The 12,425-nt window shown below is 70.4% G+C and carries 8 protein-coding genes; 1 reads left to right on the forward strand and 7 read right to left on the reverse strand.

Annotation, left to right across the window (positions count from 1 at the left end):
- Nucleotides 1-3: 3 nt before the first annotated feature.
- Genes Ahu01nite_RS38085 through Ahu01nite_RS38115 form a run of 7 tightly spaced genes read right to left on the reverse strand, consistent with a single transcriptional unit; the run spans nucleotide 4 to nucleotide 11,267 of the window.
- Nucleotides 4-543, reverse strand: coding sequence for a copper resistance CopC family protein (locus Ahu01nite_RS38085; protein WP_203841592.1), 540 nt, complete (start codon nucleotides 541-543; stop codon nucleotides 4-6).
- On the reverse strand, nucleotides 533-1,126 hold the full coding sequence (locus Ahu01nite_RS38090) for a hypothetical protein (protein WP_239159474.1): 594 nt from the start codon (nucleotides 1,124-1,126) through the stop codon (nucleotides 533-535). Before Ahu01nite_RS38090 ends, Ahu01nite_RS38085 begins: the two co-directional genes overlap by 11 nt.
- Nucleotides 1,123-1,572 (reverse strand): acyl-CoA thioesterase, encoded by a 450-nt coding sequence (locus tag Ahu01nite_RS38095; RefSeq protein WP_203841593.1) that lies wholly within the window; start codon nucleotides 1,570-1,572, stop codon nucleotides 1,123-1,125. Before Ahu01nite_RS38095 ends, Ahu01nite_RS38090 begins: the two co-directional genes overlap by 4 nt.
- Nucleotides 1,569-7,361, reverse strand: a complete 5,793-nt coding sequence (locus tag Ahu01nite_RS38100; protein ID WP_203841602.1) for a type I polyketide synthase — start codon at nucleotides 7,359-7,361, stop codon at nucleotides 1,569-1,571. The genes Ahu01nite_RS38095 and Ahu01nite_RS38100 overlap by 4 nt, the downstream gene beginning before the upstream one ends.
- Before the next feature lie 17 nt (nucleotides 7,362-7,378).
- A complete protein-coding gene (locus tag Ahu01nite_RS38105; protein ID WP_239159475.1) occupies nucleotides 7,379-8,353 on the reverse strand; it encodes an enediyne biosynthesis protein in 975 nt (324 codons plus the stop codon).
- Nucleotides 8,350-10,296, reverse strand: a complete 1,947-nt coding sequence (locus Ahu01nite_RS38110; RefSeq protein ID WP_203841594.1) for a CRTAC1 family protein — start codon at nucleotides 10,294-10,296, stop codon at nucleotides 8,350-8,352. Before Ahu01nite_RS38110 ends, Ahu01nite_RS38105 begins: the two co-directional genes overlap by 4 nt.
- A 2-nt stretch (nucleotides 10,297-10,298) precedes the next feature.
- Complete coding sequence (locus tag Ahu01nite_RS38115; protein ID WP_203841595.1) at nucleotides 10,299-11,267, reverse strand: DUF1702 family protein; 969 nt, start codon at nucleotides 11,265-11,267, stop codon at nucleotides 10,299-10,301.
- Between the two features lie 275 nt (nucleotides 11,268-11,542).
- Between Ahu01nite_RS38115 and Ahu01nite_RS38120 the strand changes: the two genes are divergently transcribed.
- A complete protein-coding gene (locus tag Ahu01nite_RS38120; RefSeq protein WP_203841596.1) occupies nucleotides 11,543-12,346 on the forward strand; it encodes a helix-turn-helix domain-containing protein in 804 nt (267 codons plus the stop codon).
- The last annotated feature ends 79 nt before the right edge of the window (nucleotides 12,347-12,425 follow it).

Below are 12,425 nucleotides of genomic sequence, written 5' to 3' on the forward strand. Positions count from 1 at the left end.
AGCTCAGCGGACCCGGCGGCGGAACACCAACGGCAGGACCAGCAGCGCGAGCAGGCCGCCGGCCGCGAGCACCAGGACGCTGCCCGGTCCCGACCCGAGATGGTCGTGCGCCGCGACATCCGCCCGGTCCGGCCCGCGCGGGACCGGTGCGGACCCGGTCCCGACCGTGAAGGCCGTCACCCCGGTGACCACCTGGCCGCTGCGGAGCACCACGTGGTATCCGATCCGGTACGTGCCGTTCCCGCGGGCCGGGACCGTACCCCGTACCACTGCCCCGTCCACTCGCGGCGATTCCTGCGATGCCGGCTGACCGGCTGCGTCCTGCCGCACCACGAGGTGCGCCTGCGCGGGATCGACCGGCCCTGAGAACGTGAGTTCCACTGCGGCCGGTGCCTGCACCAGCCGGTCACCGTCGGCGGGCGTCCCACCGAGCAGGCGCCCAGGATCCTGCGTCCCGGACCGCGTCACCAGCAACGCTATGAGCACGGCGCCGCCGGCGACAGCCATCGCTGCCACCTGGCGGCGCCGTCCCTCAACGGGCATGGGCCACCTCGCGGCAACTACAGTCCATCGCCGGGAATTCGGTGCGATTCGGATGCAGGTGCAGGTACATCGCGACCACCATGGGTACGAAGACCACCGCGTTGTAGAACAGATGCAGTTCGACCCGGGGCAGGACGAGTTGCAGCAGACTGGTGGGTACGGCGCGGCCCGCCAGGTACGTCCCGGTCAGTGCCTGCAGCAGAAGCAGCAGATGCTCGAAGTGATGCCAGACCTGGATACCGAGGGCGATGTTCCACCAGGTCCGCGCCCGTCCGGTGAACCCGCGCCGCAGCAGCACCAGGCCGGCCAGCATGACCAGCGCATAGCCGTAGTGCAGCCATTCCGACGAGATCAACCAGGGGAACGGTATGCCGAGCAGGCCCCGAGCCTGCGGGCGGGGCCAGTGGAGTACCCAGATCTGCACCGCCTGCACGACATGCTCGGCCCAGTGCGCCACCACGACGAGCATGAAGAGGTTGAGTGCTGCCCTATGGTGCACGGTGTTGATCCGGGTGAGAAGACTCGGTGGCCGCTCGACGCCGGTATGAGCTGTCATCACATCCTCCAGGGGTTCTTCGGTCATCCGTGGGTGGCGTACGCTTCGGCGCGGTAGGGCGCGAGGGCCCGTACCAGCGGCTCCGGGACCCGGACCGGCTCGGTCCCGCGGCCCTCGGCGGCGCGCATGCACGCGATGCGCTGCCGGCCGCGGGCCACGAGCCGGTCGTGGCCCTCGGACACCAGCAGGTACTCGAAGCTCAGTTCCAGCTGGGTCTGGGTGAGTTCGACGAGGCTCATGTCGATCGCCACCTCGTCGAACGCGGTGAGTTCGGCCACGAATTCGCAGCTCACCTGGAGGGTGAACAATTTGAGGCCGGTGCTCAGGTCGGCCAGCACCTCCGGCGCCCGGTCGTGCAGGAACATCTCCCGGCACCGCCCCTGCCAGCGCAGATAGTTGACGTAGTAGACGTTCCCGACCAGGTTTGTCTCCTCGAAACCCACAACATGCAGGTAGCGGTAGTGCCGTTTCACGCGGTGTCCTCTCCAGTCAGAACCGCCAGGACGACGGGCTCGGCGCCGGTCCGCAGCCGCGCTGCGTACGTGGTGATCAGCAGGTTGCCGCTGCGCAGCACCACCCGGTGCCCGTCGCTGTGTTCCGGAGCCAGCACCAGCGGAGCACCCGGCGGGCGTCCCGCCTTGATGAGGCATTCGGCGGCACACCAGACGCGGGTGAACGCCGTGTCGGCGTTCTCGTCCGCGGCGCGTACCGACTCCGCCACGGCGAGGTAGCCGGGCAGCAAGCCATGCCAGTCCGGCTCCTCGCGGTGCTGCACGAACTGCAGGTCACACGCCACAGGCTCCGGCCCGGTCACCACCATGCTCAGCGTGCTCTCGTGGGCCGCCGAGACGCCCGCGGGCCCGTCGATCTCGGGCCGGCCGTCGGGGCGGTGCCGAAGCACGGTGGGAACGCCCACGGCCCGGGCCACCGCGTCGGCGCTGATCCGTCGGCGCTCCCCCGGGGGGCCGGGCTCGTGCGGCTCCACCACGACTGTGACGTCGTCCGCCCGACGCCCTGGAAGCTGCCGTTGCACGTGCGGCCCCAGCAGTGCGGGGGCCCATGGTGCACGGCTGTCGCGCCGGCCCACCGCCCGCAGCCGCAGGCCCGTCATCCGTTCCACCACGGTTCCCTCAGGCGTGCGTACGGTCACGTCGTAGCAGTAGGTCTGCCCGTCGTGCTCACGCTCGACGGCGGACAGCTCCAGGACGGACGCGGCGTCGAGTTTGCCGCCCGTCGTCTCGATGCTGTCCACACCGACGGGCAGCAGGATCGCGTCCGGTACGCAGACCTGCAGCCCGTGCAGGAACGCGTCCCGTGCACCCGGATCACCGAGGATGAGTTCGGCCGGCAGGAACTGGCTGAACCAGCCGGCGTCGTCCGTGGTGGCTACCTCGCCCTCTGCTCCCCGCGCGGTGACCCGCCGGTAGGACAGCAACCGCTGGAAACGGCCGCCCTGGAACAGCACCTCGCCGTACATGTCCCGGGCCGGGTCCAGCAGCACCGGCGCGAGGTGACTCAGACCGGAGCGGGGGTCCTCGTCGAACGGCTCCGTGGGACGGAACCTGAACGTGGCCCGGAAGTGCGCTGCGCCGAACCCGCTCTCGCTGCTGCGCAACTCCACCTCGACGCGGTCGCCGGTCATGAGCGCGACGGCGCGTACCACCACGGCGCGTCCCCGGGGCACCACCAGCGCCCGCGCGAACACCGCGTTCTCGATGATCGGCACGCTGTTGAACCCGGATACGGCGATCGCGGCCTGGGCCATCGCCTCCAGCCCCAGCACGGCAGGGAACAGCATGTCGCCGTCGACGACGTGGTCGCACAGATAGGGGTCGGCGGACTCACTGAGGTCCGACTCCGCGACCAGCTCGATACCCGGGTAGTGCACCATCGGGCGTTCGAGGAACCGCAGGACGGGAAGTTGTACCTGCTCGCGGCGCAGCGTCTCCAGATTGTCGGTACGCCCGGTGACCACCACGGCCGGCGGGGTCTGCACGGCCAGCACGTCGCGGAGCACCCGGACCCCGTCGTCCGGGGCGATCGGCGTGATCCCGGCGCGAGCCAGGTGTTCCACCACCGACAGGCGCTCACCCATGCCCACGCCCGACCAGACCGACCACTCCAGGCAGACCGCCCGGCATCCGGGGTGACGGCGCCCGAACTCCGCGGTCAGCTCGGCGAGCCAGTCGTTGGCCAGCGCGTAGTGGGCCTCGCCGTGCAGTCCGGCCCGGCCGATGATGCTGCCGAACGTCACCAGCAGCCGCAGCCGCCGCGGATCCACCGCCGCGAGCACCCGCTGCAGCCCGTGCACCTTCGGCGCCAGTGCCCGGCCCACCATCGCGCCGTCGACCATGGCCAGCGGTGCCGGCTCGTTCCACCCGGCGCCGTGCAGAACAGCCGTCACCGGTCCGAACGTCGACTCGACGGCCCTGACTCCGGCCCGCACTGCTTCGGGGTCCGAGACATCGGCGCGTACGTAGGTGACGGTCACTCCCGCGGCGCGGAACCGGGCCAGGTTCTGCGCCAGTTCGGCGTCCTCGCCGATCGCCGATCGCCCGAAGATCGCCACCCGCGCCCCGGTGTCGCCGGCCAGCGCCAGCGCACACTCCGCGGTGATGCCCTTGCCGCCACCGCTGACCAGCAGCACGTCGGTGGCGCCGAGCCGGCCCTGGTTCGTGCGCCGCCCGGCCGGCATCCGGCGCAGCACCGGGACCCGCCGCTCCCGGTCGGGCCCCAGCCGGACCTCGTGGAAGCCGGTGGTCACCGCGACCTCGGCCACGATGTCCGCGATTAGCTCGCCGGGCTCCGCCGGGATCAGATCGACGAGGGTGGTGAGTAGTTGCGGGGCTTCCAGCCGCGCGGTCCGGACGAGGGCGCCGGCCCCCCGCCCCGACTGGACCACGACCAGCCGGCTGCCACCGGGCTGCGTCACGGCTTCGCGGAGCGCGGCCAGAGCCATCGGAAGGTCCGACTCGGTGCAGTCCGGCGGCAGGCAGAGCAGGACCCCGGTACCCAGACCGGCCTGCGTCAGCGCCTCGGCGAGGGCGGTGGCGAACGGGTGTCCCGGCAGCGCGTGCAGGTTCCACGATCCGGCCATCCGCTCGGACGCCGGCGCGGGGCGGGGCTGCGGCATCCAGTCGACGACGAAGGGGCGTACCCAATCGGCGTATCCGGGCACCGGACCGCCGCCTGGTGCCGAGTCACCGGCCTGGGACAACTCGCGCAGCGCATCGGCGAGCTGACCGATCGTGGCAGTGGCGAAGGTGGTCGGTGCGCTGACCGCGGCCAGCCCCAGCTCGGCCGCCGCCTGGTTGACGAGCTGGCCGACCGCTATGGAGCTCAGATGGAGCTCGTCGAGCAACCGGGTCTCGTCCCGGATCAGATCGAGAGGCAGCTCGGCACGGTCCGCCACAAGCCGGCGGAGCACGTCGACCGTGGCTTGACCGTCGATGCGCGGCCCGGTCGCGAGCGGGGCGTCATCCTGTCGTTCCCCGTCGGGCGGGTCCGCGACTGCGGTGGCCGGCAGGTCCGGTACGGTCTCGCACGGGCTTGTCAGGAACGTCATGCTCGCCCCGGCGTCGAACGGCCGCACCGGCCGGTCCGCGAACAGCATCTGATGGCGTACCGGTGTGCCGGCCACCCACACCGCACCCACCACCGCCAGCAGGCCGGCCAGGGACTCGCCGTCGGTGTCCATGCTGAACACCGGGACTTCGCACTGACCTGCGGCCAGGCCGTTGAGTACCCGGCCGGGACCGACCTCGATGAGCAGGTCGGCGCGGGACACCGTCGCGGCGAGCGCGTCGGTGAACCGCACCGGCATGGTGAGCTGCTGGATCAGCAGCCGGCTGAGATCCGTGCCGGGGGAGGTCCGGGCACCGCTGACGGTGGAGATCATGTCCCGCAGCAGCGGCTGCCACCGCACCCGGGCGAGCGCGTCGCCGAAGTCGTCCGCAGCTGAGAGCATCAGCGGCGAGTGGAAGGCGTGCGACACGGGCAGGGGGACCCAGCCGACCCCGCGCCGGGTCGCGATCTCACCGACGCGGTGCACGGCGTCGGCCGGCCCGGAGACGACGGTCTGTCGCGGGCCGTTGAAGCCTGCCACTACCACCGGTTCCGTACCGATCAGAACCTGCACCGTGCCCGGGGCCGCGGCCACGGACGCCATCGCGCCCGGTTCAGGGCACCGGCTCATCGCCGCGCCCCGCGCGGTGGCGAGGCCGAGCACCGCCGGCAGGTCCAACGCGCCGGCCCAGTGCAACGCGGTCAGCTCTCCGAGACTGTGCCCGGTTGCCACCTCGGCCCGGATGCCGAGGTCGTCGAGGACCCGCAACCCGGCCAGCGAACTGGTCACGATGCTCGGCTGAGCGTGCTCGGTGGCTATCCCGCGGGTGGCGACGGCGGGTGCGGCCTGCCACACCCGGTCGGCGGCGGCGAACCTGCGGCGCAGCGCGCCTCCTACGTCGCCACGGCCGGAACCCTGCCCCGGGAACAACAGGCCGATGCGCGGCGCGGAGCCGGCGCGGTGCAGGAAGACCCCATCGGCGACCTCGAGCCCCGCGAGGGTGCCGTCGGCCGGTGCGCCCTCGTCGAGAGCATCCGCCGCCCGGCCCAGCCGGTTCGCCAGCTCGTCGGGCGACCCGGCCACGACCGCGAGCCGGTACCGCCGTTCGGTGACAGCGTCACGCAGCGTCGCGGCCAGATCGGCCACCTGGCTGTACGACAACCGTGGTACCAGGTCGCGCAACTGCGCAACCCGCTCGCGCAGCTCCTCCCGGCTGCCGGCGTCGACCATGATCAGCTCGTGGTCCTGCACGGCCCGGGCGAGTTGCGGGAAACGGCTCGCCGCAGGGGTAGCCGGCACACCGCTGACGACCACGTGGGTGTTGATCCCGCCGAAGCCCATCGCGGTGACACCGGCACGTGCCTCGGCGTCCCGCGGCCACGGCTCGGCGGTCCGGGGCAGGCGCAGGACCGCACCGTCCGTCGTGGTCTCGGGGTGGGGGTCGCGTACGCCGATCGCCGGCGGGACCAGCCGGTCGTGCACTGCGAGGGTCGCCTTGATCAGACCGGCCACGCCGGCAGCCGCCTTGGTGTGGCCGATCTGTGCCTTCACCGAGCTGACAGCGGCTCCGGGGAGACCTGGGCCGCCGCCCGCACGGCGCGCCCGGGCGAGCGCGCGGAGCTCGGTGTCGTCGCCGACCTGCGTCCCGGTACCGTGTCCCTCGAAGACCGGCACTGTCTCGATGCCGAACCCGGCGCGCTGGTAGGCGCGGTCCAGCGCACGGCGGTATCCGTCGGCCTCGGGGCGGGTCATGCCGCCGCGACCGTCGGAGGAGACGCCCCACCCGGCGATGACCGCGTACACGCGCCGGCCGGCCGCCACTGCGTCGCGGTGGCGCATCAGCACGAGCATGCCGCAGCCTTCGCCGGGCCAGAAACCGTTCGCCGACGTGTCGTACACCCGCATCTCGCGGCGGGCGAGCGCACCGGCCCGCGCGAAGCCGATCAGTTCGAACGGGTCGATGGACAGGTCGACACCGCCCGCCACCGCGACGTCGGAATCACCGCTTGCCAGGTCGCGGCAGGCGGTGATGACCGAGAGCAGGGAGGACGCGCAGGCACCGTCCACCGTATAGCCGCCGCCGCCGAGGTCGAAGTGGTTGCAGATGCGCCCGGCGATGGTGTTGGACAACGAGCCCGGCAGAGTGTCCTCGTCCAGCGGCGCGAACGGTTCTTTGTAACGTTCCTCCAGGGTCGCGAGAAAGGCGCCGACCCGATCGTCCGGCCAGACGTCGCGCAGCGCGGCCCCGACGACCCGGCGTACGTACGGCCAGCGGAGCCGCATGACATTCGCCCGGCTCATGTCCCCGGTCAGCGTGTTGCCGACGATCACGGAGGTACGCCGGCGAGGCAGTCCGGCGCCGTCGGGGAACCCGGCGTCGGCAAGCGCCTGGCTCGCGACGTCGAGCGCCAGCCAGTGTGCGGGATCGGTTGACCGGTAGGTGCTGCCGGCGACGCTGAACGCCACCCGGTCGAACGCATATCCGTCGATCAGGGCGGCGTGGCGGGCGTACATGCGGTCCATGTCGTCCGGATCGGATGACCAGTAGTCGTCGAGGCTGAGCCGTTCCGGGGGGATTCGGCGGAAGGCGCGGCGTCCGGTGAGGGCGTTCTCCCAGAGGACCCGAGGAGTCGCCGCCTCCGGATACCGGCAGGCCATACCGACGATGGCGATGTCGTTGCGCTCACCGTCCCGCATCGGGCCGAGGGAACCTGTCACGCCCGGACCGCCTCGCGCTGGGGGGTGTCGCCGTCGGCTGCCGCGTACACCGGCGCCCTACCGTTGGACGTGGCCACGGTCCGCTGTTCGGCTTCCCTGCGGGCCGCCATCACGTGCACGACCCACAGGAAGACACCGCGGCCGAGGCAGGTGATGGTGGTGGCGAAGAACAGGCCGTAGACGACCGACATGCCGGTCAGTACGCCGTACACGAGGGCCACTGCGCCGCCGAACGCCACCTGCGCCGCCGGCCGCGCCGGTGTGGTGCCGGGGTCTGTGATCATGTAGTTGGTGAACAGGACGAATGCGACGCCGGTCATGGTCGCGAGCGCGGCGGGGATCGAGGTGTCCAGGACCAGGCCGCGGAACACCGCCTGCAGCGCGAAGACGGCCAGCCATCCACCGATCAGCCACAGCCGCTTGGTCAGCATGCCGTTGAGCATGGTGCCGAAGGTGACGATGATGGCCGGCACCAGCCAGTCGAGCCAGCCGTGCAGGTATTCGGTGAATTCGTACGGCGGCGCGATCGACACCCATGGGAACAGCAGCAGGACCGTGGTGATGCCGAAGTTCGAAGGGTTCATGAAGTGCCGCAGCCGGCCTTTGACCGGCACGCGCAGCAGCCATTTCCCGCTGATCGCGACCACGACGCCGAACAGCGTCACGAGAATCCGGTCGTTGGTGTAGAGCAGCATGTTGACCGCGAGCGCGGTGATGTGGGCGGGATAGAGGAACTCGACATAACCGCGCAGGCCGCGGCCCGCGAACCGCGGCGGTCGTTGCTCGGCGCGGGCTCCGATGACTTCCAGACCGCATTCCAGGGTGTACGCGACCAGCAGCGCCACCACCGGCCAGACCGGGGCCTGTTCGAAGCCGAGTACCGCGTACCCGAAGATGTTCAGAACGCTGATGGAAATGGCGAAGTTGCGGAGCGCGATGACTCTTGGGTCACGTGGGGCGGTGCTGCTCATGAGTGCTCCTCCCGAGCCTGGGTGCCGAGCGACAGGTCGTGCCAGCCCGGTGTGAGCGTCAGCTTCTGGCTGTGGGCCGTTCCGTCCCGGTCGCGCCAGGCGAGGTCCGCGGTGACCGGCGCGGTCACCTGGCCGAGTCCGACGACGACGTCGAACGACCGTTTGCCGGAGTGCCCGCTGCCGCCGTCGACGCGGCCCAGCAGCTTGCGTCCGTCCGGCGTGGTTACCGTGACCTCGGCGCCCACGGCCGGCGAGCCGGTCGCACCGGCGGTCGCGTCGTGGCGGAGCCGCAGTCCGAGGAACGCGCCCGTGCCGGGACTACTGTTGTGGTAGAAGACGGGTGTGTCCCATTGCCGGGCGACTGCCATATCGAGCCGGCCATCACCGTCGGCGTCCCCGATGGCGATCCCGCGGGTCGGCACGGGAATGTCGAGCCCTAGCCCGGGGCTCAGGTCGGCGTAACGGCCGTCGGGCATGCGGGCGTGGAACAACAGGTGCTGACCACCCGCGATGTCGTCGCCCGGCTGGACGTGCGGCCAGAACGTCGGGTTCGACAACAGCGTGTCGTTCGCGGTGGCGAGTTCCTGCAACTGGGCCCAGCGATTCACCGTGCCCTTGACGAACCCGGCGGTCTGGACGATGTCCGGCACACCGCTGTTCGTGAAGTCGGCGACCTTGACGTCCCAGCTCCACCCGCTCCACGCCAGGTTCAGCTCTGAACTGCGGTCGTGGAAAGGTGCAGCTCCACCGCGTAGCTTCCGCCGCAGTTCGGCATTGTCCGCGGCGGTGTTGATGAAGGCGAAGTTGCTCTCCTGGATACCGAACGAGGTGGTGATGTTGCCGACGTACAGGTCGTAGAGACCGTCCGCGTCGAGGTCGGCGACGTCCACGCCCATGCCCTTGAACGAGTCGTGGCCCAGCCGCTTCGACTTGGGTGTCACCGCCCGGCTGTCATCGCCGGAGACGGGGGTGAAGACCACGTGGCCGGGGGTGGAACGGTTCACCAGGAGCCCGTCGGGGCCGAAGTCGTTCGCGATGTAGAGCTCGGGGAGCAGGTCGCCGTCGAGGTCGGTAGCGGTGGAGGCGAGGGTCCACCCCCGGGACAGCCTGGTGGGCATCACGGCGCCCTGGTCGGCGTACGCGGTGCTGCCCGCCGCTCCTTTGTGCAGCAGGATATGGTCCGCACCGCCGTTGTGCGCGTCGGACATGGACAGGTTCATCGCCACGCCGCCGTCGAGCGTGTCGTCGAGCACGGGGCTGTCCGGGAAGTAGTTGCCGATGTAGATGTCCTCGTGGCCGTCGCCGTCGAAGTCGGCCACCGATACGGAGTTGGTGTTCCATTTGGCACCGGCGTACGTCCCGTCGGGAGCGGTCCTGGGCGTGACGACCTCGGTCGGCTGGTACGCGCCGGGACCCGTCGTGGTTGCCCCGGACCGGGCCAGGAACAGCACAGGTGTCCGGCCCCACCAGTACACGAGGAGGTCCATGCGGCCGTCCTCGTTGTAGTCGCCCGGCACGCATCCCATCGGTGCGACGGCGGGATTCATCGGCAGTCGTCCCGGGTCGAGGGCGAAGGCCGGGTAGCGGCTTTCCTTGAACCCGGGTACAGGCGTGATGAACACCCGGTCGGTCCGCACGTCCGTCACGCAGAGGTCGTTGGCCAGGCCGTCACCGTCGATGTCGTTCATCGCGATGGCAGCACCCACGGAGGAGATCCAGGCCGAGATCCCGGCATATTTGCCGTTCACCTTACGGATCGTCTGTTGTGGATAGCCGCCGGGCAGGGCGATCGACAGCGGGTCGAAGTGGTAGCGCTGGGCCGCATCCCGGCGGTCGGCAGCCGATGCCTGCGGTGTGTACGCCACCAGGTACATCCCGAGGATCAGCAGTAGCGCTATGGCCCCCGCGGCCTGCCGGCGGAGCAGGTTCCGTGTCCATGCCATCGTCAGTACCTTCCTGAGGGTGCGAACCGGTGGGAGATCCGATCCCGCCACTGCGCGAAGGTGGGCCGGGCGCCGCCGGGCTGCAGGGCCTGCAGGGCCTCGTCGGTGACGGCGGCTGCTTCGCCCGGTGTCATGCCGCAGAGCACACCGGTGGCCTGCGCAGTGGCTTCCGTTGGGTTGCCGGCGAGCACGCGTGCCTTGGCGGCGAAAGCGGATCCCTGGGCGACGGCCGGCCGGTGCTCGCCGGCGCGGTCCCGGAACGCGGCGAGTTCCTCGAGGGTCGCCCCCGCCGCGTAGGTCGCCGCCAGTCCCGCGCCGCTGTACAGATCCGGGCGGCGGTCGGCGGGGAAGCGTTCGATCGTGGTGGTGACGGCGGCCGGATCGGCGCCTTCGACAAACCACAGGGCACGCCCGATCCCCTGATCGACCACGTGTCCGGGATAGTCGCCGTGCCACGGCGCGGGCCAGAATCCGGGCGGCTCCCGGTATTGCTGGTGTACGTACCGTCCGGTGTGGAAGTAGGCCTGGTGAAACCCGTATCCATCGAGCGCGAGCCAGCGCAGCAGGGGGTCGTGCGGGGTGACGCGATGCCAGCGGAGGCGAGGCAGCCGTGCCATCGCCCACCCCGCGCCGACGTGCGCCATGTACGTGTGCCGCTGCGCCGGACCGGTGAGAAATGCCGGTAGTCCACCGCCGATGCCGAGCCCGGCCATGAGGGCGTAGGCCATAGCTGCGCCTTCGTAGCCGAACCCTCTGAGCGGATGCTGGATCCGTTCCAGTTCCGTGTGGGCCGCATCGGGCGTCGCAGTGCCGGCGGCGTTGCCGAATCCTTCCAGAAATGTGCGTCCTGCCGTCTCCAGCACGGCGCGCGCCGCCGGATCCTTGATCCGGAATCCGCGCCGTGCGAGTTCTGTCTCGCGGTTGGCGGGGGTCAGGAGTCGGCGACGTAATGACAACCACGCAGCAGGCATGACTCTCCAGAAGCAACTGTGCGAAGTGATTCGTGGTGGCGAGAAATGGGCTCGCCCGTGGTGGTGCCACAGGTGGCGACCAATCCATCCTCGCGGAGTTCGTCGTCGCGGCGTTCTCTGAGATTGCTCTGTCACGGTGCGGTGCAGGGGCCTCGGTGATGCGGAACGTGATGGCGATCCGAAGGCAATTCGCTATATGAAAATCAAGAGCAATTCAAGTGTGTGATTGCAGACTCGGCACGGAAGCCCGTGGATCTCTCCAGCGAGGACTACCTATGCCTGCTTCGATCAAAGTGCCGGAATCCCGCTACAATGTCGACGCTGTCAGACGTGCGATCGCCCAGATGCGCGACGATCTCTGCGCGCCGCTACGGCTTGCTGATCTGGCGCGCACCGCGTCATTCAGCCCATTTCACTTCCACCGGGTTTTTCGGGCGACTACCGGCGAGACCCCCGCCCGGTTCCTGGCCGCGTTGCGCATGGCCAAGGCGCGGCGCCTGCTCATGCGTTCCCGATCGAGCGTCGCAATGATCAGTTCTGCCGTCGGTTATACCAGCGTGGGCACGTTCACCACGCAATTCCGCCGGCTGGTCGGCCTGCCCCCGGAGCGGTTCCGGCATCTCGCGCGTCGCCTGGACGGGTTGCTGATCGGTGGCCGGTCACCCGGATACCGGCCGGCGGGACGGTGGGGTCCGGCCGGTGCTGGGCTGATAATCGGCGAGTTCCGCCCCCTCGAACCCGATGCGGGACCGGTCCGATGGGGGACGGCGGACGCGGATTACCCTGTGTGGCAGCTGCCGTTCGCGCTGGGACCTGGTGGCTACCAGGTGCGGATCCTGCACCTGGAGCAACAGTGGCCCGCAGGGTCAGCTCTGATCGACGACGAGCCCGGCAGCTACCGTATCGGCATGACCCGGTTGTCGGTCGTCGAACCGTTCCGCATTCCAGTCCTGATCAGGCCGCCGATGCGGGTTCCGGACCCGACCGACCGGCCGGTGCTGTCGGCCGAGCCGGTACGGCTGCTCGCCGACGCGCTGCACGCGGAGGCGCCCGCCCGGCACAACCTGCGTCTCGCCTGATTCACCCCGGCGGAGTGGCGTGGTCGAGGGGGACCGTCGCCACTCCCGGGTGGGGTCACTTCTCGTCGGTGGTGGCCGT

The organism is Winogradskya humida (genome assembly GCF_016862215.1).
Classification (GTDB): domain Bacteria; phylum Actinomycetota; class Actinomycetes; order Mycobacteriales; family Micromonosporaceae; genus Actinoplanes; species Actinoplanes humidus.

What these genes read in the sequence shown, in the direction of transcription:
- Ahu01nite_RS38085 (WP_203841592.1), bottom strand. Translation starts at nt 543, where the DNA reads ATGCCCGTTGAGGGACGGCGCCGCCAGGTGGCAGCGATGGCTGTCGCC.
- Ahu01nite_RS38090 (WP_239159474.1), bottom strand. Translation starts at nt 1,126, where the DNA reads ATGACCGAAGAACCCCTGGAGGATGTGATGACAGCTCATACCGGCGTC.
- Ahu01nite_RS38100 (WP_203841602.1), bottom strand. Translation starts at nt 7,361, where the DNA reads ATGCGGGACGGTGAGCGCAACGACATCGCCATCGTCGGTATGGCCTGC.
- Ahu01nite_RS38105 (WP_239159475.1), bottom strand. Translation starts at nt 8,353, where the DNA reads ATGAGCAGCACCGCCCCACGTGACCCAAGAGTCATCGCGCTCCGCAAC.
- Ahu01nite_RS38110 (WP_203841594.1), bottom strand. Translation starts at nt 10,296, where the DNA reads ATGGCATGGACACGGAACCTGCTCCGCCGGCAGGCCGCGGGGGCCATA.
- Ahu01nite_RS38115 (WP_203841595.1), bottom strand. Translation starts at nt 11,267, where the DNA reads ATGCCTGCTGCGTGGTTGTCATTACGTCGCCGACTCCTGACCCCCGCC.
- Ahu01nite_RS38120 (WP_203841596.1), top strand. Translation starts at nt 11,543, where the DNA reads ATGCCTGCTTCGATCAAAGTGCCGGAATCCCGCTACAATGTCGACGCT.